Genomic DNA, 20657 nt, shown 5'->3' on the forward strand with positions numbered 1-20657 from the left:
AGCCCGCAGCACCCTCTGCGGCTGTTCGCAGCGTCATCAGGCCCCGGGGGCACGGTTCGTGCCCCCGGGGCCTGATGCTTTTTTCGGCGCCACTCCTGGGGGAGTGACGCCGCGAGGTAGTGTCCGAGACATCCGGAATGTATGCGGGAGATCCAACTGTGGGACGACTCTTCGGTACGGACGGCGTGCGTGGCCTGGCGAATGGCCGGCTGACCGCGGAACTGGCGCTCGACCTGGCGGTTGCCGCCGCGCGGGTGCTCGGCTCGCGCGGCCGGGACGGTATTCCGCAATCAGGGCACGGCCGCAGGCCGTTCGCCGTGGTCGGTCGCGACCCGCGGGCCTCCGGAGAGTTCCTCGAAGCCGCCGTGGTCGCGGGTCTCGCGGGTGCGGGAGTGGATGTCTACCGCGCCGGTGTGTTGCCGACGCCGGCCATCGCCTACCTGACCGGGCTGCTCGGCGCGGACCTGGGCGTGATGCTCTCGGCGAGCCACAACGCGATGCCGGACAACGGGATCAAGTTCTTCGCGCGCGGCGGCCACAAGCTGCCCGACGACGTGGAGAACGAGATCGAGGGGCTGCTCGGCACCGAGTGGCAGCGGCCCACCGGGTCCGGTGTGGGCCGGGTGCAGGACCATCCCGAGGGGCACGAGCGTTACGTCGAGCACCTGCTGTCCGCGCTGCCGCACCGGCTGGACGGGCTCAAGGTGGTGGTGGACTGCGCGAACGGCGCCTCCTCGGCGGTGGCGCCGGACGCGCTGCGCCGGGCCGGCGCCGAGGTGATCGCGATCCACGCGGAGCCGGACGGCCTCAACATCAACGACGACTGCGGTTCCACGCACATGGACGCGCTCGCCGCGGCCGTGGTCGAGCACGGCGCGGACGCGGGGATCGCGCACGACGGCGACGCGGACCGGTGCCTGGCGGTGGACGCGCGCGGCGAACTGGTCGACGGCGACGCGATTTTGGCGGTGCTCGCGCTGGCCATGCGCGACGGCGGGCAGCTGGTGGAGAACACCCTGGTCGCCACCGTGATGTCCAACCTGGGGCTCAAGCTGGCCATGCAGGCCGCGGGCATCAAGATGGTGGAGACCGCGGTCGGGGACCGCTACGTGCTTGAGGCCATGCAGGCCGCCGGACTCTCGCTGGGCGGTGAGCAGTCCGGCCACGTGGTGCTGCTCGACCACGCGACCACGGGCGACGGCACGCTGACCGCGTTGCGCCTGCTCGCGCGCGTCGCGGAGACCGGCCGGCCGCTGCACGAGCTGGCCTCGGTGATGACCCGGCTGCCGCAGATGTTGATCAACGTCTCCGGCGTGGACCGCACCCGGGTGCACTCGACCCCCGAACTGGCCCGCGCGGTGGCGCTGGTGGAGGAGCGGCTCGGCGACACCGGCCGGGTGCTGCTGCGTCCCTCGGGCACCGAGCCGTTGGTCCGGGTGATGGTCGAGGCGCAGACCCACGACCAGGCCAACGACGAGGCCGAGCACCTGGCCGAGATCGTTCGTACGCTGCTCGCACTGGAGCAGTAGGGACCCGACGCCCGCCGGCTCACCGGGACTTCGCGGCTCCCGCCCCTTCGGGCGGGAGCCGTTGCCGTGCTGCGCCGGCGGCGGGAATCACAACTTGCGCAGCCGCAGTCGGCTCACCGCGTGGTCCGCGTCCTTTTGCAGCACCAGGGTGGCCCGGGCCCGGGTGGGGCGGATGTTCTGCACCAGGTTGGTCTCGTTGATCGTCGCCCAGGTGTTCTCCGCGTAGCGCAGCGCGTCGTCCGGGGTCAGCACCGCGTACTTGCGAAAGTACGAGGCCGGGTCGCGGAACGCGGTCTGGCGCAGCTTGAGGAAACGTTCCAGGTACCAGCGGCGGATGTCCTGGGTGCGGGCGTCCACGTAGACGCTGAAGTCGAAGAAGTCGGACAGCGCGAGTCGGGGTCGGCCGTCGGCGGTGGGCGAGGCGGGTTGCAGGACGTTGAGGCCCTCGACGATCAGGATGTCGGGGCGATGGATGGTCAGTCGCTCGTTCGGCACGATGTTGTAGGTCAGGTGCGAGTAGACCGGCGCGGTGACCTCGGGCTTGCCCGCCTTGACGTCCGCGACGAAGCGCACCAGGGCGCGGCGGTCGTAGGACTCGGGGAAGCCCTTGCGGTGCATGATGCCGCGGCGCTCCAGCTCCTCGTTGGGGTAGAGGAAGCCGTCGGTGGTCAGCAGTTCCACGTGCGGGTGGTCGGGCCAGCGGGCGAGCAGTTCGCGCAGGATGCGGGCGGTGGTGCTCTTGCCGACCGCGACGCTGCCCGCGACGCCGATCACGAACGGTATCCCCGGGTTCTCGCCGCTGCCCAGGAACGTGGTGAGCGCGCGGCCCAGGCCCCGGGTGGCGCCGACGTAGAGGTTGAGCAGTCGGGACAGCGGCAGGTAGACGTCGGAGACCTCGTCCAGGTCGACCACGTCACCCAGGCCGCGCAGACGTTCGAGTTCGTCGGCGGTCAGCGGCAACGGGGTGCCGGCCCGAAGCCGGGTCCAGGCGGCGCGGTCGAGTTCGACGAAGGGGGACAGATCACGAGCCGGTCCCTGAGCCGCGAAGGAATGCACGTGCTTATTGTCCCGAGTGCCCGCCCGCGCCCTGCCGCCGGGCCGTCGAACGTGTTTCCGCCGCCCGGATCAAGACCCCGTAGGCTGGCCCCCATGTGCGGGATTGTGGGATATGTGGGCGCTCAATCGGCGCTGGACGTGGTCATCGGCGGGCTCAAGCGGTTGGAGTACCGCGGCTACGACTCGGCCGGGGTGGCCGTGCTCTCGGCCGGGGCGCTGGTGAGCGATAAGCGGGCCGGGAAACTGGCCAACCTGGTCGGCGCGCTGGGCGAGTCGCCGCTGCCGGTGGGGACGTGTGGCCTGGGCCATACGCGGTGGGCCACGCACGGTGCGCCCAACGATGTGAACGCGCATCCGCACCTGGACAACGCGAGCCGGGTCGCCGTGGTGCACAACGGGATCATCGAGAACTTCGCGGCGCTGCGGGCCGAGTTGGCCGAGCGCGGGCACAAGCTGGTCTCGGACACCGACACCGAGGTGGTCGCCCACCTGCTCGCCGAGGAGTTCCCGGGCGCGGGCGAGGACCTGGCCGAGGCGATGCGCCGGGTCTGCCGCCGGCTCGAGGGCGCGTTCACCCTGGTCGCGGTGCACGCGGACGCCCCGGACGTGGTGGTCGGCGCGCGCCGCAACTCGCCGCTCGTGGTCGGTCGCGGCGTCGGCGAGAACTTCCTCGCCTCGGATGTGGCCGCGTTCATCGAGCACACGCGCGAGGCGATCGAGCTGGGCCAGGACCAGGTCGTGGAGTTGCGCCGGGACACGATCACGGTGACCGACTTCCACGGCGCGCCGGCGGACTACCGCGAGTACCACGTGGATTGGGACGTCTCGGCCGCCGAGAAGGACGGCTACGACTACTTCATGCTCAAGGAGATCGCCGAGCAGCCCAAGGCGGTCGCCGACACGCTGCTCGGCCGGATCGGCACCGACGGGCGCCTGGTGCTCGACGAGGTGCGGATCGCGGACGAGGTGCTGCGCGAGATCGACAAGGTGGTGATCATCGCCTGCGGTACGTCCTTCCACGCCGGGCTGATCGCCAAGTACGCGATCGAGCACTGGACCCGGGTGCCCTGCGAGGTCGAACTCGCCAGCGAGTTCCGCTACCGCGACCCGATCCTGGACCGGCAGACGCTGGTGGTCACCATCTCCCAGTCCGGCGAGACGATGGACACCCTGATGGCCCAGCGGCACGCCCGCGAGCAGGGCGCCAAGGTGCTGGTGATCTGCAACACCAACGGCTCGACCATGCCGCGTGAGGCGGATGCCGTGCTCTACACGCACGCCGGCCCCGAGGTCGCGGTCGCCTCCACCAAGGCGTTCCTGACCCAGCTGGTCGCGTGCTACCTGGTCGCGCTCTACCTGGGCCAGGTGCGCGGCACCAAGTGGGGCGACGAGATCACCGAGGTGATCGAGCAGCTCGCGGCGATGCCGGAGATGGTGGACAAGGTCCTGGACACGATGGAGCCGGTGCGCGAGCTGGCCCGCTCGCTCAAGGACGCCGGTTCGGTGTTGTTCCTGGGTCGGCATGTGGGCTACCCGGTCGCTCTCGAAGGCGCGCTCAAGCTCAAGGAACTGGCGTACATGCACGCCGAGGGCTTCGCCGCGGGCGAGCTCAAGCACGGCCCGATCGCGCTGATCGAGGAGGGGCTGCCGGTCGTGGTGGTGGTGCCCTCGCCGCGCGGGCGTTCGGTGCTGCACGACAAGATCGTGTCCAACATCCAGGAGATCCGGGCCCGCGGCGCGCGCACGATCGTGATCGCCGAGGAGGGCGACGAGGCGGTCGTGCCGTATGCCGACCACCTGGTGCGGATCCCGGCCACGCCGGTGCTGTTGCAGCCGCTGGTGTCCACGGTCCCGCTGCAGGTGTTCGCGTGCGAGCTGGCCACGGCCAAGGGCCACGAGGTGGACCAGCCGCGCAACCTGGCGAAGTCGGTCACCGTCGAGTAGCCCGACCCCGCTCACCGGCCGCCCCGCATCCCCTCGACCGAGGGGGCGCGGGGCGGCTTTCGTGGTGGGGGATCGGCCGGTTCGGCTCAGCCCAGGTGGGTGTCGCCCTGGGCGACCAGGAGTTTGCGCAGCAGGCCGTTGAGTTGGTCGCGCTCGGTGTCGTCCAGGACCGCGAGGAAGCGGGCCTCGTTCTCGATGTGGCCGAGCAGGATGGCGTCCACCAGGCGAGCGCCCTCCGGCGTCAGTTTGACCAGCACCGAGCGCCGGTCGTCCACACTGGTCGAACGCTCGACCAGGCCCTTTTGGGTGAGCTTGTCCACCCGGTTGGTGATCGCCCCCGAGGTCACCATCGCCGAACGCAGCAGGGTGCCCGCGCTGACCCCCTCGACGCCGCCGGCGCGGCGCAGCGTGGCCAGTACGTCGAACTCGGAGGAATCCAGCCCGTAGTCGGCGAAATAGCCGCGCAGTGTCTGGTCGATGTAGCGACGCAGTCGGTTCAGCCGCCCGACGGCGGCCATGACGTCGAGGTATTCGGGGCTGATCTCAGGGCGCTCGCGGTGCCATTGGTCCCATACGTCATCGATGGCGTCGCGGGTCTCACGTTCGGTCATGTCGCCAAGTTATCTCAACGCTCATCTACTTGACGCTCGCAGATCCTGGGTATTTACTTATCTCAACGTTCAGATAGTCAGTGCTCATAAAACCAACGTTGAGGTGAATGTCATGGCGGTTCAGGGTGGCGGCAAGGGACTCGGTCGGGTCGGGATGCTCCTGGCGACCGCCGTGGCCCCGGCCACGTGGGGGACCACCTACCTGGTGACCACCCAGCTGCTCCCGGCGGACCGGCCGCTTTTGGCCGCCGGCGTGCGGGCGTTGCCCGCCGGGCTGCTCCTGGTGGCGATGTCGAGACGGTTGCCCACCGGGATCTGGTGGTGGCGGTCGTTCGTGCTCGGGATGCTCAACGTCGGCCTGTTCTTCCCGCTGATCTTCGCCGGTGCCTACCGGCTGCCGGGCGGCGTCGCGGCCACGATCGGCTCGGTGACGCCGCTCCTGGTCGCGGGCCTGTCCCTGCTGATCCTCAAGGTGCGGACGTCGCCGCGCGTGTTGCTCGCCGGAGTCGGCGGGGTGATCGGGGTCGGTCTGCTCGTGCTCAGCTCGCAGGCGAGGATCGACCCGATCGGGGTCGGGCTGATGTTGCTCGCCACCGGCCTGATGGCGATGGGCGTGGTCATGTCGGCCCGCTGGGGTCGGCCCGAGGGTGTCTCGCTGCTCGCCACCACCGGCTGGCAGCTCACCGTCGGCGGTCTGGTGATCGTGCCGCTGATGTTCGCGATCGAGGGCCTGCCGCCGGTACCCACCGGCCGCAATCTGCTCGGGTTCGGCTACCTGGTGCTGATCGGCACCGCGCTGGCCTACGTGTTGTGGTTCCGCGGCATCGAGCGGCTCGGCGCCGGCGTCGCCTCCTTCCTCGGCCTGGTCAACCCGGTGGTGGCCACGCTGGGCGGGCTGCTCGTCCTGAGCCAGACGCTCACCCCGCTCCAGGTGCTCGGGCTGCTGATCGCGTTGGGCGCGATGTTGCTCGGCCAGCGGCAGCCCGGGCAGCCCGGACAGTCCGGGCGGCCCGGGCGGCCCGGGCGGCCCGGGCCCGGGCGGGGCACCGAGGTGCGTGTCGAGCCGCCGGTGACGGTGGTCGGCGAGCGCGGCCGGGCGCACGTCGTCGAGGTCTCGTGAACCGCCTTCCGCACCGCGAGTCGTCCGGGCCGCATCCCCTCGGGGGTGCGGCCCGGATCTCGTACGTGCGCGCGGACGGTCGCGGGTGGGGCGGGCGGGCCGTGGCCGTGGGCGGTGTCCGCAGGCGGTGTTCGCAGGCGGTGTTTATAGGCTCTGGGGGTGATCATCGGTGTGGGTATCGACGTCGCGGACATCGCGCGGTTCGGGCAATCCCTGGAGCGGACGCCGGGGTTGGCCGATCGGCTGTTCACCCCGGGCGAGCGCTTCGTCCGGCCCGGCCACGAGCGCGGGGTCGCCTCGCTGGCCGCCAGGTTCGCCGCGAAGGAGGCGCTGGCCAAGGCCCTCGGCGCACCCGGCGGGCTGCACTGGCTGGACGCCGAGGTGACCACCGAGGACTCGGGCCGGCCACTGCTCACGGTCTGCGGCACGGTCGCCGCGCGGGCCGCCGAACTGGGCGTACGGCACTGGCATGTGTCGCTCAGCCACGACGCGGGCATTGCCTCCGCTGTCGTGATCGCCGAGGGCTGAGGGGACGTCGGATGCGCGCCGCACACGAGGTCGAGCAGGTACGCGGCGCGGAGGCCGCGTTGTTGGCCGAGCTGCCCGAGGGCGCGCTGATGCGCCGTGCCGCGAACGGGCTCGCGGGTATCTGCGCGCGACTGCTCGGCCGGGTCTACGGCGCTCGGATCGCCCTCCTGGTCGGCAGCGGCGACAACGGCGGGGACGCGCTGTACGCGGGCGGCATGCTGGCTCGGCGCGGGGCCCGGGTGGATGCGCTGCTGCTCGCGCCGGACCGGGCCCACGCCGCCGCGCTCGGCTGGGCGAAGGCGGCGGGCGTGCGGGTGTGGGACGCGCGCGAGCCGGACCGGCCGGGCCTTGGGGAACTGCTCGGGCGGGCCGACCTGGTGCTCGACGGGATCGTGGGGATCGGCGGCCGAGGCGCGCTGCGCCCGCCTGCCATCGAACTGCTCGGCCGGGTGCGGGACGCGATCGTGGTCGCGGTCGACGTGCCCAGCGGGGTGGACGCGGACACCGGGCGGGTCGAGGGCGCGGCGGTCCGGGCCGATGTGACGGTGACCTTCGGTACGTACAAGCCGGGTCTGCTGGTCGATCCCGGCGCGGCGTACGCGGGGGTGCGGCACCTGGTGGACATCGGGCTCGCTCCGCAGCTGCCCGAGCCCGCCCTGACCGTGCTGCAACACGCCGATGTGGCCCGGCTGTTGCCCGCGCCGACGGGGGAGAGCGACAAGTATTCGCGCGGCGTGCTCGGGGTGGCCGCGGGCTCGCCGCGCTATCCCGGCGCCGCGGTCCTGGTGGTCGGCGCGGCGGTGCGCGGCGGGGTGGGCGCGGTGCGCTGTACCGGACCCGCCGACGTGCTGGGCCCCGTGCTCGCCGCCTGGCCGGAGACGCTGGCGAGCACGGCGGCCCCCGCCCGGGCCGGTCGGGTGCAGGCGTGGGTGGTCGGCCCGGGCCTGGACACCGACCCGGACGCCGAGGCGCGCTGGGCGAGCGCGCTGGGCGCGGGGGTGCCGGTGCTCGTGGACGCGGACGGGCTGACCCTGCTGGCTCGGGCCGGGCCGGGCACCTGGCCCGCCCCCGCGCTGCTGACCCCACACGCCGGGGAGGCGGTCCGGCTGTTCGCCGCCGCCGGCATCGAGGTCACCCGGGAGCGGATCGAGGCCGACCGGCTCACCCACGCCCGCCGACTCGCCGAGCTGTACGCGTGCGTGGTCCTGCTCAAGGGCGGCACCACGGTGATCGCCGCGCCCGACGGCCGGGCCCGGGTCAACCCCACCGGCACCCCGTGGCTGGCCACCGCGGGCAGCGGCGACGTGCTCTCCGGCCTGGCCGGCGCGTTGCTCGCGGCGGGCCTGAGTGCGCTCGACGCCGGTTCGGTGGCCGCCTACCTGCATGGCCTGGCCGCCCGCACCCGGCCCGGTCCGGTGACCGCGCCGGACCTGGTCAGGGCGCTGCCGCGGGTCTGGGCGGACGTCGCCGGCGGCTGACGGGGGACACCGGGCCGGCCCGGGCCTGCCACACTGGGAGTCTTGGAGTCGCGGATTCCGGAAGTCTCGAAGTCTCGAGTGGAAGTCGAGAAGTCTCGAGTGCCGGAAGTCTCGGAGTCTCGGATTCCGGGCCGATCCGGACCCGGATGCGTCCGGACCCGGGATCCGTTTCGGGGCCGAGGTCCGTTCGGGCCCGGGTCCGGGCTCTCGTCGATGACCGCCGTCGGAAGGACCACCAGCCACATGCGTGCCGAAGCGCGGGTCGATCTCGATGCGATTCGGGGCAACATCGCGGCCGTCCGGGCCCGGGTGGGCTCGGCCGCGGTGATGAGCGTGGTCAAGTCGGACGCCTACGGGCACGGCATGGTCCCCTGCGCGCGAGCGGCCCGCGAGGGCGGCGCGACCTGGCTGGGCACCGCGGTGGTCGAGGAGGCGCTCGCGCTGCGCGCGGCGGGCGACACCGGGCGGGTGCTCACCTGGCTGTGGGCCCCCGGGGACGCCTTCGAGGACGCGGTGCGCGCCGACGTGGACATCTCGGTGAGCGGGCTGTGGGCGCTGCGCGAGGTCGAGGCCGCCGCACTGGCGGCCGGGCGGCCGGCCCGCGTGCACCTCAAGGCGGACACCGGCCTGGGTCGCAACGGCTGCACGCCGGCGGACTGGCCGGCCCTGGTCGACGCCGCGCTCAAGGCCCAGATCGACGGCACGGTGGAGGTGGTCGGCCTGTGGTCGCACTTCGCCTGCGCGGACGAGCCCGGGCACCCCTCGGTGCCCGCCCAACTGGCCGAGTTCACCGCGATGCTGGACTTCGCCGAGGGCTGCGGGGCCACCCCCGAGGTGCGGCACATGGCCAACTCGCCGGCGACCCTGCTGCTGCCCGAGGCGTACTTCGACCTGGTCCGGGTGGGCCTGGCCGGCTACGGCCTCTCCCCGGTGCCGGAGGTCGGCGACCCGGCCCACTTCGGACTGCGCCCGGCGATGACGCTGGCGGCGCGCCTGGCCGGGGTCAAGCGGGTGCCGGCCGGACACGGCGTGTCCTATGGGCATGCCTGGATCGCGCCGCGCGAGACCACGCTGGCGCTCGTCCCCACCGGCTACGCGGACGGCATCCCGCGCCACGCGAGCAACGTCGGCCCGGTCCTGGTGGCCGGCCGCCGGCGCACCATCGTGGGCCGGGTGGCGATGGACCAGTTCGTGGTCGACCTCGGCGACGACGAGGCGAGCGCGGGCGACGAGGCGATCCTGTTCGGTCCCGGCGACCGGGGCGAGCCCACCGCCGAGGACTGGGCGGTGGCGATCGGCACGATCAGCTACGAGATCGTCACCCGGATCGGCGCCCGGGTACCGAGGGTGTACACCGGGACGGCGGCCGGCGCGTGAGCACTCCCGGGTCGGCGCCGTCCGCCGGCGGACGGGCGCTCGGCCGCCGGGCGGGCATCGTGGGCGCCGCGGTCGGCGTGCTCGCGGCCGGCGCGGCGGCGGGGGTGGCGATCGAGCGGATGACCGTCGGGCGCGCCTTCCGGCGGCGCACCGAGGCCCAGTTGGACGCGCTCGCCGAATTCGGCACGCTGCGCGGCGAACCGCGGTCGGTCAGCACCGAGGACGGCGTCGAACTGTACGCCGAATTGGACGGCAAGCGGGACGCGGCGGTGACCGTGGTGTTGTGTCACGGCTACTGCCTGGACATGGACTGCTGGCACTACCAGCGGGCCGAACTGCGCGACGAATACCGCCTGGTGCTCTACGACCAGCGCAGCCACGGCCGGTCCGGGCGCGGCGCGCCGGAGACCTCGACGATCGACCACCTCGGTGCGGACCTGTACACGGTGCTGAGCGAACTCGCGCCCGAGGGACCGCTCGTGCTGCTCGGCCACTCGATGGGTGGGATGACCATCATGGCGCTCGCCGACCGGCATCCCGAGCTGTTCGGGGACCGGGTGGTCGGCGTCGCGCTGATGAACACGTCGGCGGGCCGCTGGGCGACGGTGACGCTGGGCATCCCGGCGGCGGGTGCGCGGCTGGTGCACCGGATCGCGCCGGGCCTGCTGCGCACCCTCGGCCGGCGGGCCGCGCTGGTGGAGGCGGGGCGGCGGGCGGCGCGCGATCTGGTGTACCTGTTCACCGAGCGGTACGCGTTCGACTCCGAGGTGGACCCGACCCTGGTGCGGTTCACCGACCGGATGATCTCCGGCACGCCGATCGACGTGATCGCCGAGTTCTTCCCCGCCTTCGAGGCGCACGACAAGCTGGCCGCGCTCGGCGCGCTCACCGACGTCGAGACGCTGGTGGTGGGCGGCGAGGGCGACCTGATCGCGCCGGCTTCGCACAGCGAGGCGATCAAGGAGGCGTTGCCCGACGCCGAGTTGCTGATCGTGCCGCAGTCGGGACACCTGACTCCGCTGGAGCATCCGGAGGTGGTGAACGCGGCGCTGCGCGGACTGCTCGCGCGCGTCGCGGCGGTGTTGGCTGGGGCGGCGCGGGGCGAGTCGTCCGCGTAGGTTGCGTCGGGCGCGGGGTTTCGACGAATGGTGATCCCGATGTGGTGGGAGTGTTGAAGTGGTGCGAAGTGTGACCGTGACGGTCGCCGGCGGCGCGGACACGCGCGCGCTCGGCGCGCGGTTGGCGAAGCTGCTGCGGGCGGGCGATCTGATCGTGCTCTCCGGCGGGCTGGGCGCGGGCAAGACGACGCTGACCCAGGGCATCGGGGTCGGGTTGGGCGTGCGCGGCGCGGTGACCTCGCCGACGTTCGTGATCGCGCGGGTACATCCGTCCGAGGTCGGCGGGCCGGCCCTGGTGCACGTGGACGCGTATCGGCTCGGCGGCTCGGCGGACGTCACCGCGGAGATCGACGGCCTCGACCTGGACGCCTCGCTCGACGAGTCGGTGACGGTGGTCGAGTGGGGCGAGGGCATGGTCGAGGAACTCACCGAGGACCGGCTGGAGATCGCCATCGCGCGCGACCCGGCCGAGACCGAGGCGCTTACCGAGAGCGCGACCGACTTCGCCGGCGACGAGGTCCGGGCGATCCACGTGAGCGCGATCGGCGCGCGCTGGGCGGCGGTTGACCTGGGTGCGGTTGCGGGTTGACCTGCGGCCTGCTTGTCCTCAAGCGCCGGACGGGCTGAGTGGGGTGTCGGCCTGCCCGGTTGTGGTGGTGTCCGCGTTCTGCTGATCCGGCCTGCGGCCCGCTGTCCTCAAGCGCCGGACGGGCTGGGGGTGTCGGCCTGCCCGGTCGTGGTGGTGTCCGCGTCCCGCCCAGTCGTGGTGGCGTCCACGGTCCGCTGATCCGGCCTGCGGCCCGCTGTCCTCAAGCGCCGGACGGGCTGGGGGTGTCGGCCTGCCCAGTCGTGGTGGTGTCCAGGGCCCGTCCAGTTGTGATGGTGTCCACGGCCCGCTGATTTGGCCTGCGGCCTGCCGTCCTCAAACGCCGGACGGGCTGGGAGGGTCGGCTCGTCCATTTGTGGTGGTGTCCACGGTCCGCCGATCCGGCCTGCGGCCCGCTGTCCTCAAGCGCCGGACGGGCTGGCAGAGTCGGCCCGCCCAGTTGTTGTGGCGTCTTCGGCCGGCCCAGTTGTGGTGGTGCCCTCGGCCTGCCCAGTCGTTGCGCGCCCTCGGCTCGCCCAGTCGTGGTGGTGGCCGCGTTTTGCCGTGCCGGGCTGTGGCTCGCCGGGCTTGTGCGTCGGGTGGGCCGACACCCCCAGCCCGTCCGGCGTTTGAGGACGGTTCGGTTGGGCTCTGGGCTCAGGGCGCGGTTGTCGCCGGTGTGTTGGGGGTGCTTGGCGGGACCACGGAGGTTGAAGGGCGGGTGGGTGGGCGGGTTGTCTGGCCGCCGCCGATGGTGGCTGTGGGTGGGGCCGGGGTGGTCGGGCGGGTGCCGGTGGGTTGTGGGGTGGGCGTGGGGGGTGCGCCGGATGCGGGGGTGGTCGGCGGTGTGGTGCTCGGCGGGACCAGGCTGGTGTCCGGGCCGCCGAGGCCGCCGGTGGTGTCGTCCGGGAAGTCGGTGGCCTTTTGGCCGGCCAGCGCGGCGCGCATGTACGTGGTCCACATTCGGGTCGGCAGGTTGCCGCCGTCCACCCGGGGCAGTCCGGCGACCCCGGCCATGGACAGGAACGCGTGCGTCCTGGCGTCCTCCCGGAACATGCCCATCGAGGTGGCCAGGTCCGGGGTGTACCCGACGAACCAGGCCGAGCGGTTGTCGTCGGTGGTACCGGTCTTGCCCGCCGCCGGGCGGTTCAGCGCCTGCGCGCGGGCCCCGGTGCCGCCGTCCACGACGCCGCGCAGGACCTGGGTGACGGCGTCCGCCTGCTGGCTGTCGTACGCGTCCTTGGCGCCGTGTTCGGGCAGATCGATCGGGTCACCACCGCGGCTGAGCTTGTCCACCGGGTAGGCGTCACGGTGCTTGCCCGCGGCGGCGAACGTGGCGTAGGCCGAGGCCATGTCCAGCGCGCTCGGCGTCGAGGTGCCGAGGGAGACCGACGGGATCGGTTGCAGGCCCGGCGTGGTCGTGGCCAGCCCCGCGTCGACCGCGGCCCGGACCACCCGATCGGGGCCGACGTCCATGCCGAGCTGGGTGTAGACGGTGTTCACCGACTTGTCCATCGCCCGGGCCAGGGTGATCTGCCCGTAGCTGACGCCGTCCTCGTTGCCGGGCTGCCAGGGCGCGCCGTTCTGGAGCACCGGCTTGCCGTTCGGGTAGCGCATCACCACGTTGTCGTTGCCGTTGTAGACGGTGCGGGTGGTGATCCGGGTCCGTTTGCCGTCCGCGTCCTGTACCCCGTCGCGCAGCCCCGCGGCGAGTACGAACGGCTTGAACGTGGAGCCCACCTGCACATCCCGGCGAGTGGCGTCGTTGACGAACTGCTTGACGTAGTTCGGCCCGCCGTACACCGCCACGATCCGCCCGGTGCCCGGCTCCACCGACGCGGCGGCGACCCGCACGCCGGCGTCGGCGGCGCGGTTCGGGTCGAGCGACTGGGCGAGTTGGTCCTGCACGGTCTGGTAGAGCGCCTCGGTCTTCTGCTTGTCGAACGTCGTGGTGATCGCGTAGCCGCCCGCGTCGAGCCGGGCCTCGTCGACCACCTTACGATCGAGCAGGTAGCGCTTGGCCATCTCGACCAGATAGCCGTTGACCCCGGCCAGGTTGGCCGCCGGGCGCGGGTCGATCGGCTCGGGGAAGACCGTCCCGGCGCGCTGCTCGGGGGTCAGCCACTTCTCCTTGACCATGCCGTCCAGCACGTAGTTCCACCGACCGAGCACCCGACGTCGGGTCGCGTCGCCGGCGTTGCGCACGTCGTTGGCGCTCGGCGCGTTCAGCAACACCGCGAGATAGGCGCCCTGTTCGACGGTCAGCTGCCCGACGTCGATCCCGTAGTAGGCCTGCGCGGCGGCCTCGATCCCGTAGGCGCCGCGGCCGAAGTAGACGCTGTTCAGGTAGCCGGTGAGGATCTCGTCCTTGGAGACGGTGCGGTCGAGTTTGACCGAGATGATCGCCTCCTTGAACTTGCGCCCCAGCGTCTGCTCCTGGGTCAGATAGACGTTCTTGACGTATTGCTGGGTGATCGTCGAGCCGCCCTGGAGCCCGCCTCCGCCACCCGCGAGATTGCGCAGCAGGGCGCGGACGGTGCCGGTGATCGAGACGCCCGCGTTCGAGTAGAACGAGCGGTCCTCGGCGGCGAGTACGGCGTGCTGGACGTCGATCGGGATCGCGGACAGCGGTACGGCCTGCCGGTTGGTGGCGCCGGTGCGGGTGATCTCGGTGCCGTCGCTCCAGTACCAGACGTTGCTCTCCTGGCGGGCCTGCGCGTTGACCATGTGCGGGACCGGGGTGATCGCGTAGACCAGGCCGACCACCGCGAACCCGGCGGAGAGTGCCAGCAGGACGAGGGTGAGCAGGTGCTTGAACGAGGGCAACCAGCGGCGCAGTCCCCGACGGTTGCTCCGGGGATAGTCGAACACCCTGCGCCGGGGACTCGGCCCCTGGACGTCGCCGGGACCGCTCGGATCGGAGGAGTCGTCCGCCACGCCGCCACCATTTCCTCGGTGCCATTGCCCTGACGGGCCCGGCCGGCCGGACCCGTGTGTCGCGTGGGACGGGTGTGACCGGAGGGATCATCATGCCGATGATATGTGGGCAAAGCGCGGAAAAGGCCGCTGAATGGGGCAATGGTGGGCGTGGCGGATGAACTCGGACGCGGGTCGGGTCAGGGCACCACGATGACCGGCGTGCCGACCGGGGCGAAGGCCCACAGCGCGGCGCCGTCCTCCGTCTTGGAACGGATGCCGGCGCTCTGCTTGCTCGCCGGCGCGGAGGTGCGCGGGCGGCCGGTGCCACTGGGGGTGGGGCCGGGCTTGGCGCCGGTGTCGATCTGGTCCAACGGGGTGTCGGTGGCCGCGAAGCCGAGTGGGAGGCCCTGTACGGCGCCGAAGCGCACGGAGTAGGTGATCCGCAGGCCGTCGCTGCCGGTCTGCGCCTCCTCCTTCTTCTGGGTGACCTGGAAGGTGCCCGGCTGCGGCTTGATCGGCGCGGCGGCGACCGGGTATTCGCGCAACATTTGCTCGGCATCGTTGACCAGCCAGACGTGGCTGTCCTTGAGCGAGTAGACGACGCGCTTGCCGGAGCCGGAGTTGGCGGGCACGGGCGGCGGTACGTAGACCGGCGGCGCGGGTGCGCCGGAGGCGGCGGTGGGCGGCGGTGAGGACGTACGCGCTATCCCTCGGTTGTCCGGCGCCGAATTCGCGGCCTGCGCCGCGAGGAAGCCGACGCCGACCAGCGCGGCGATGGTGATGCCCGCGACGGCCACGCCCGGGTTGAGCCGCTTCGCCATTGCCTTGGGTCCCTCTTCCGCCGTGTGGTGGCCTCCATGGTGCCGGCAGCCGCGGTCCCCGCGTCGGAGCCGGGTCGGGTTTTGCCCGGGGGCGGGTGTCGTCGGGCGCCGGGCGGTGCCGTTGGGTCTCGTTCGGTGCCGGCGGGCGGGGGATGGGTTCGCGGTCGGTAGCCTGGTGCGGTGCTGCTGCTTGCGTTCGACACCGCCACGCCGGCCGTCACGGTCGCCCTCCACGACGATTCCGGCGTGCTCGCCGGTTCCACCCGGGTCGACGCGCGTCGGCAGGGCGAGTTGCTCGCGCCCGGCATCGTCGACGTACTGCGCGCGGCGGGGCGCACGCGGTTCGAGCTCACCGACATCGCGGTCGGGGTCGGGCCGGGGCCGTACACCGGGTTGCGGGTCGGGATCGTGACGGCGCTGGCGATGGGGGACGCGCTCGGGATTCCGGTCCACGGGGTGTGCACGCTGGACGCGCTCGCCTACGCGGCGCGGCGGGACGGGACGGTCGAGGGGCCGTTCGTGGCCGCGACCGACGCGCGCCGCAAGGAGGTCTACTGGGCGCGGTACGACGATGCGGGGGAGCGCGTCGAGGGGCCCGGAGTGGATCGGGCGGCCGAACTGGCGCTCGGTGCGGTGCGGGTGGCGGTGGGCGCCGGGGCGGCGCTGTATCCGGAGTGCTTCGCGGAGGTGCGGGGGCCGGAGCATCCCGACGCGGCGGCGTTGGCGGGGTTCGCGGCGTCGCGGTTGGCCGGTGGGCGGGAGTTGTTGCCGGCGGAGCCGTTGTACCTTCGGCGGCCCGACGCGCAGGTCCCTGCGGGATACAAGGCCGTCACACCGAGTGGGCCGAGGCCGTAGCGGGGTCGGCCGGTGGCCGGTGGTGGGCGGCGGGCCCGCCTTGGCCTCAAACGCCGGCCGGGCTGCTTCGCCTCAAGCGCCGGCGGGGCTGATGGGGTTCGGCGGGTTGGTTTGCCTTGGTGGTGGGTCGGCTTGGTTCGCCTCAAGTGCCGGCGGGGCTGAGTGGCCTCAAACGCCGGCCGGGCTGATTCGGGTTCCCCGGGCGTTGACAGCCCTGCCGGCGTTTGCGGCCGACGCGCCTCCCGACGCCGGCCGGCCTGTCGACAGCCCGGCCGGCGTTTGCGGCCAAAGGTGGCGGCCGGGTGCTGTGGAGTGTGCGGACTAGACTTCCGGCATGGAATTGGGGTCTCGGCTGCGGCGGATGCGGTGGTGGGACATCGAGGCCGTGTTGCGGCTCGAGCATGAGCTTTTTGCCGAGGATGCCTGGTCCGCCGGGATGTTCTGGTCCGAGTTGGCCGAGCCGGGGTTGCGGCACTACGTCGTCGTCGAGGACGAGGCCGGTGGGCTGGCCGGGTATGCCGGGCTGGCGGTGATCGGTGACGAAGGTGATGTGCAGACCATCGGGGTGCGGCGGGATCGGTGGGGGACCGGGCTCGGGGCGGCGTTGTTGACCGAGTTGTTGGAACTCGCCGTGGAGCGTGGGTGTCGGGACGTGCTGCTCGAGGTGCGCGTGGACAATGCTCGGGCGCAGGCGCTCTACGAGCGGTTCGGGTTCAAGGGGATCGGGGTGCGGCGGGGCTACTACCAGCCCGCCAACGTGGACGCGTTGGTGATGCGTTGCGATCTGCAGGAACGTCGGGAAGGAACGGCCGCCGGTGGCTGACGAACCACTCGTCCTGGGCATCGAGACCTCGTGTGACGAGACCGGAATCGGCATCGTGCGCGGCACCACGCTGCTCGCCGACGCGGTCGCCTCCAGCGTGGACGAGCACGCCCGGTTCGGCGGCGTGGTGCCGGAGGTGGCCAGTCGCGCGCACCTGGAGGCGATGGTGCCGACCGTGCGGCGCGCGCTCGCCGACGCCGGGGTCACCATGGCCGACATCGACGCGATCGCGGTGACCTCGGGCCCCGGCCTGGCGGGTGCGCTGCTGGTCGGCGTCGCCGCGGCCAAGGGCTACGCGGTCGCGCTGGACAAGCCGCTCTACGGCGTCAACCATCTGGCCTCGCACGTGTGCGTGGACCAGCTCGAACACGGCAAACTGCCCGAGCCGTGCATGGCGTTGCTGGTCTCCGGCGGGCACTCCTCGCTGCTCCTGGTGCCGGACATCACCGCCGACGTACGACCGCTGGGATCGACCATCGACGACGCGGCGGGCGAGGCGTTCGACAAGGTCGCGCGCGTACTCGGACTCGGCTTCCCCGGCGGGCCGGTGATCGACCGGTGGGCGCGCGAGGGCGACCGCCGGGCGATCGCCTTCCCGCGTGGGCTGACCGGTCCGCGCGACGCGCCCTTCGACTTTTCCTTCTCCGGCCTCAAGACCTCGGTCGCGCGCTGGGTCGAGGCCCGGCAGCGGGCCGGCGAGACGGTGCCCGTGGCCGACGTCGCGGCCTCCTTCCAGGAGGCGGTGGTGGACGTACTGACCCGCAAGGCGATCCGCGCCTGCAAGGAGAACGGCGTCGAACACCTGATGATGGGCGGCGGCGTCTCGGCCAACACCCGGCTGCGCGCGCTGGCGCAGGAGCGCTGCGACGCGGCCGGGATCGTGCTGCGGGTGCCGCGCCCGGGGTTGTGCACCGACAACGGCGCGATGGTCGCCGCGCTCGGCGCCGAGATGGTCGCCCGCGATCGTGCCCCCTCCACGCTGTCCATCCCCGCCGACTCGTCGATGCCGGTCACGGTGTCGCAGGCGGTGGAGTAGTACCGACAGTCCGAAGGAAGGGACGTCATGGCGATCGCGGCGATGTGGGAGGCCCGGACCGAGTCCGGAGGCGGGGCGGCGCTGGCCGAGTGGGTGCACGCGTCGGCGCTGCCGACCATCGTCGGTGCGCCCGACCTGGAACGGGTCGAGGTGTTCGCCGCCCCGGACGGGCCCGACGGCGACCGGGTCGTGGTGATCGCGCTGTGGACCGGTTTGCCGGTCGCGCTGCCCGACCCGCCGGCCGCGCTGGTCGCCCGCCCGCCGCACGCGTGGAGCTTCGAGCGGCTCAGCGTCGGCCCCTGAAGCGGTCGGCACCGCACCGGCGACGCACCGCGCGCAACACTCGACCCGCATCCGACGAGGAGGCCATTCGCAAGCCGGACGCGGGTCGAGTGCCTTGGCTGATGGCTGCGTGCCGCCGCACGTGCCATTGGCCTTGCCGGGAGTGTGCCCAGCTCATCCGCCGCTCAACAGTCCTTCGACAGTCCCTTGAACAGCCCTTGTCCGGACCGTGACAGGCCGCCGTGCCGCGTAGCGTGGGCGCGAGCGGACGCGGCGAACGAAGGGGCCCGGCGACAGTGGCGGATGGAACGGTACAAAAGCGGCGGGGTGCGGCCGTCGCCTCGGCCTGCGTCGGCTTGGCCGGCATATTGTTGGTCACGCTGACCGGTTGTGGCGGCGGTGGATCGGACGACAAGGTCTCGGACAAGAAGGCGAGTTCGCCCCCCTCCGCAGGCGCGTCGACCGCTCCCGGCAAGGCCGCTCCGGCGGCGAAGCCGGACACCCCGGGCGCGGACGCGGCCACGCCGGCCGCCAAGTGGAACCTCAAGCCGTTCGCACCGCCGCCCGCACCGCCCGCGGTCAAGCCGATCAAGGCGGGCGGGCCCAAGCCGCCGGTGGTGGAGAAGATCCCCACCGAGGAGAAGATCGTGTTCATCACGATCGACGACGGCGCGGAGAAGGACCCCAAGTTCCTGGACATGATGGCGGACCTGCGGATCCCGGTGTCGATGTTCCTCAACGACACCTACGTCCGGCAGGACCCGGAATACTTCCGCAAGCTCCAGGCGCTCGGCGCCACGGTGCAGAACCACACGCTGTCCCACCCGGACCTGAAGACGCTGGCCGCCGACGCGCAGAAGCACCAGATCTGCGGCCAGCAGGACCGGCTCGCCGAGGTCTACGGCAAACGCCCGACCCTGTTCCGCCCGCCCTACGGCAACTGGAACGCCACCACGCAGACCGTGGCCGGCGGCTGCGGCGGGATCGGCGCGATCGTCAAGTGGCAGGAATCGATGCAGATCAACGACATGCAGTACGTCGGTGAGAAGAAGCTGCACCCGGGCGACATCATCCTGTCCCACTTCCGCGGCCCGAGTGATCTCAAGGGCACCACGATGACCGAGATGTTCGGCAACATGCTGCGCAAGATCCAGGCCCAGGGCTTCACCATCGCGCGCCTGGAGGACTACATCGGTTGACCCCGGTCACCCCCGCTACGCCGCCGACACCGGTTGTCCGATCAGCATCGTGGGCGCGCCCGCGACCCGGGTCAGCAGCACCGTGGCGGCGTTCGGGCCGGTGGGGCGGACCCGGCGGCGGACCTCCTCCGGTTCGACCGCCGAGCCGCGCTTCTTGACCGTGAGGTTGCCGACGCCGCGCTCGCGCAGCAGCGCCTTGAGCCGCTTCAGGTTGAACGGCAGTACGTCGGTGATCTCGTACGCACTGGCGAACGCGGTGGCCACCAACGTGTCCGAGGCGAGGTAGGCGATCGTCTCGTCGACCAGGTTGCCGGCCACCAACTCGCCGACCTCGGACACCAGATGGGCCCGGATCACCGCGCCGTCCGGCTCGTAGAGGTAGCGCCGCACCGGACCCACCGGCGCCTGCCGGGCCCGGCCCGAGGTCAGCGCCGCGCCCCCGGGCAGCACGGTGGCGCGCAGGCCGGTCCCGGCGAGCCGGCCCCACCACAACACCGCCTCCTTGACGTCGCCGCGGTCGGAGACCCACTCCGCCTCCATGCCCGGCGGCACGATCTCGTGCGGGATGCCGGGGGCCACCTTGGCCGCGCCGCACGGTACTTCGGCGGCGAGCGCGGTCAGGAACGAGAACGGCGGCGAGTACGCCTCGGGGTCGAACGTGCGGCCCCGGGCGGTGCGCCGGGCCGGGTCGATCAACGCCGCGTCGTAGCCGGACAGGTCCACCTCGGTCACGTCCGCGCACTCGACGGTGAGCAACCCCGCGACGCCCAGCGCCTTTGCGTTGGCCCGGGCCACCGCGCAGGTCAGCGGATCCAGGTCGACCGCGTGTACCGCGATCCCGGCCCGGGCCAACGCGAGTGCGTCGCCGCCGATGCCGCAACACAGGTCCACGGCACGGGCGATGCCGCCGGCCGCGACCAGCCGGGCGGCCCGGTGCTCGGCCACCGACGTGCGGGTGGACTGCTCGAGTCCGTTGGGGGTGAAGTACATCCGCGCCGCGTCCGCGCCGAACTTGGCCCGGCCGCGCTGGCGCAATCGGGACTGGGTGAGCGCGGCGGCGATCAGCTCCGGCGGGTGCTCCCGGCGCAGCCGGGTGGCCAGCGACAGCTCGTCCGCGACGTCGTGCTCGGCGAGCAGGTCGAGCAGCGAACAGCCCTCGTCGGTCAGCAGCGCGGTGAAAGCTTCGATGTGCACGGGCCCATTCTTGCCGAGCGCGCGTGTCCCACCGGTATGAAGAACTCCGTCCGACGCGCTGAATCTGGCACTCTGGTTGACGGAGTGCTAACCGCCACCTAGTGTCTGTGCTGGCACTCTCCCCATGAGTGTGCCAGTGCGAGACGAGCAGGTCCGGCACCCGCGACGACGGATCTGTCCC

The 20657-nt window shown here is 72.4% G+C and carries 18 protein-coding genes; 13 read left to right on the forward strand and 5 right to left on the reverse strand.

Annotated elements, in window-relative coordinates; all coding sequences use genetic code 11:
- The first annotated feature begins 158 nt into the window (after positions 1 to 158).
- Positions 159 to 1529 carry a phosphoglucosamine mutase gene (gene glmM, locus ABIA38_RS38630; protein ID WP_424643634.1) on the forward strand — a complete coding sequence of 457 codons (1371 nt, stop codon included), beginning with the start codon at positions 159 to 161 and terminating at the stop codon, positions 1527 to 1529.
- A gap of 87 nt (positions 1530 to 1616) precedes the next feature.
- Here the strand turns inward: glmM and coaA are convergent, their stop codons facing one another.
- Positions 1617 to 2585, reverse strand: a complete 969-nt coding sequence (gene coaA / locus ABIA38_RS38635; RefSeq protein ID WP_424643635.1) for a type I pantothenate kinase — start codon at positions 2583 to 2585, stop codon at positions 1617 to 1619.
- Between the two features lie 93 nt (positions 2586 to 2678).
- Between coaA and glmS the strand changes: the two genes are divergently transcribed.
- A complete protein-coding gene (gene glmS / locus ABIA38_RS38640; RefSeq protein WP_424643636.1) occupies positions 2679 to 4529 on the forward strand; it encodes a glutamine--fructose-6-phosphate transaminase (isomerizing) in 1851 nt (616 codons plus the stop codon).
- 86 nt (positions 4530 to 4615) lie between these two features.
- Here glmS and ABIA38_RS38645 read toward each other — a convergent pair whose 3' ends face one another.
- Positions 4616 to 5140, reverse strand: a complete 525-nt coding sequence (locus ABIA38_RS38645; protein WP_424643637.1) for a MarR family winged helix-turn-helix transcriptional regulator — start codon at positions 5138 to 5140, stop codon at positions 4616 to 4618.
- 112 nt (positions 5141 to 5252) lie between these two features.
- Here ABIA38_RS38645 and ABIA38_RS38650 point away from each other — a divergent pair, with 112 nt between their 5' ends.
- From ABIA38_RS38650 to tsaE, 6 genes are all read left to right on the forward strand, one after another.
- The gene (locus ABIA38_RS38650; protein ID WP_424643638.1) at positions 5253 to 6260 is read left to right on the forward strand and encodes an EamA family transporter; all 1008 of its coding nucleotides are present in this window, start codon (positions 5253 to 5255) and stop codon (positions 6258 to 6260) included.
- 159 nt (positions 6261 to 6419) lie between these two features.
- The gene (locus tag ABIA38_RS38655) at positions 6420 to 6788 is read left to right on the forward strand and encodes a holo-ACP synthase (protein WP_424643639.1); all 369 of its coding nucleotides are present in this window, start codon (positions 6420 to 6422) and stop codon (positions 6786 to 6788) included.
- 11 nt (positions 6789 to 6799) lie between these two features.
- The gene (locus tag ABIA38_RS38660; protein ID WP_424643640.1) at positions 6800 to 8266 is read left to right on the forward strand and encodes an NAD(P)H-hydrate dehydratase; all 1467 of its coding nucleotides are present in this window, start codon (positions 6800 to 6802) and stop codon (positions 8264 to 8266) included.
- A 243-nt stretch (positions 8267 to 8509) separates the two neighbouring features.
- A complete protein-coding gene (gene alr / locus ABIA38_RS38665) occupies positions 8510 to 9643 on the forward strand; it encodes an alanine racemase (protein WP_424643641.1) in 1134 nt (377 codons plus the stop codon).
- A complete protein-coding gene (locus tag ABIA38_RS38670) occupies positions 9640 to 10761 on the forward strand; it encodes an alpha/beta fold hydrolase (RefSeq protein WP_424643642.1) in 1122 nt (373 codons plus the stop codon). Before alr ends, ABIA38_RS38670 begins: the two co-directional genes overlap by 4 nt.
- A 70-nt stretch (positions 10762 to 10831) precedes the next feature.
- The gene (gene tsaE / locus ABIA38_RS38675; RefSeq protein WP_424643643.1) at positions 10832 to 11350 is read left to right on the forward strand and encodes a tRNA (adenosine(37)-N6)-threonylcarbamoyltransferase complex ATPase subunit type 1 TsaE; all 519 of its coding nucleotides are present in this window, start codon (positions 10832 to 10834) and stop codon (positions 11348 to 11350) included.
- 654 nt (positions 11351 to 12004) lie between these two features.
- Here the strand turns inward: tsaE and ABIA38_RS38680 are convergent.
- Positions 12005 to 14284 carry a transglycosylase domain-containing protein gene (locus tag ABIA38_RS38680; RefSeq protein WP_424643644.1) on the reverse strand — a complete coding sequence of 760 codons (2280 nt, stop codon included), beginning with the start codon at positions 14282 to 14284 and terminating at the stop codon, positions 12005 to 12007.
- Positions 14285 to 14463: 179 nt separating this feature from the next.
- Positions 14464 to 15087, reverse strand: coding sequence for a L,D-transpeptidase (locus tag ABIA38_RS38685; RefSeq protein WP_424643645.1), 624 nt, complete (start codon positions 15085 to 15087; stop codon positions 14464 to 14466).
- A gap of 180 nt (positions 15088 to 15267) precedes the next feature.
- Here ABIA38_RS38685 and tsaB point away from each other — a divergent pair, with 180 nt between their 5' ends.
- The 5 genes from tsaB (at position 15268) to ABIA38_RS38710 (ending at position 19282) form a co-directional block, all read left to right on the forward strand.
- Positions 15268 to 15942 (forward strand): tRNA (adenosine(37)-N6)-threonylcarbamoyltransferase complex dimerization subunit type 1 TsaB, encoded by a 675-nt coding sequence (gene tsaB / locus ABIA38_RS38690; protein ID WP_424643646.1) that lies wholly within the window; start codon positions 15268 to 15270, stop codon positions 15940 to 15942.
- Between the two features lie 334 nt (positions 15943 to 16276).
- A complete protein-coding gene (rimI, locus tag ABIA38_RS38695; protein ID WP_424643647.1) occupies positions 16277 to 16765 on the forward strand; it encodes a ribosomal protein S18-alanine N-acetyltransferase in 489 nt (162 codons plus the stop codon).
- Positions 16758 to 17801, forward strand: a complete 1044-nt coding sequence (gene tsaD, locus ABIA38_RS38700; protein ID WP_424643648.1) for a tRNA (adenosine(37)-N6)-threonylcarbamoyltransferase complex transferase subunit TsaD — start codon at positions 16758 to 16760, stop codon at positions 17799 to 17801. The genes rimI and tsaD overlap by 8 nt, the downstream gene beginning before the upstream one ends.
- Positions 17802 to 17828: 27 nt before the next feature.
- Entirely contained in the window at positions 17829 to 18104 is a 276-nt protein-coding gene (locus tag ABIA38_RS38705; protein ID WP_424643649.1) for a hypothetical protein, read from the forward strand.
- Between the two features lie 275 nt (positions 18105 to 18379).
- Complete coding sequence (locus ABIA38_RS38710) at positions 18380 to 19282, forward strand: polysaccharide deacetylase family protein (RefSeq protein ID WP_424643650.1); 903 nt, start codon at positions 18380 to 18382, stop codon at positions 19280 to 19282.
- A gap of 15 nt (positions 19283 to 19297) precedes the next feature.
- Here the strand turns inward: ABIA38_RS38710 and ABIA38_RS38715 are convergent, their stop codons facing one another.
- Complete coding sequence (locus ABIA38_RS38715; protein WP_424643651.1) at positions 19298 to 20476, reverse strand: THUMP-like domain-containing protein; 1179 nt, start codon at positions 20474 to 20476, stop codon at positions 19298 to 19300.
- Positions 20477 to 20657 lie beyond the last annotated feature (181 nt).

This window comes from Embleya sp. AB8, assembly GCF_049739465.1.
Classification (GTDB): Bacteria; Actinomycetota; Actinomycetes; order Streptomycetales; family Streptomycetaceae; genus Embleya.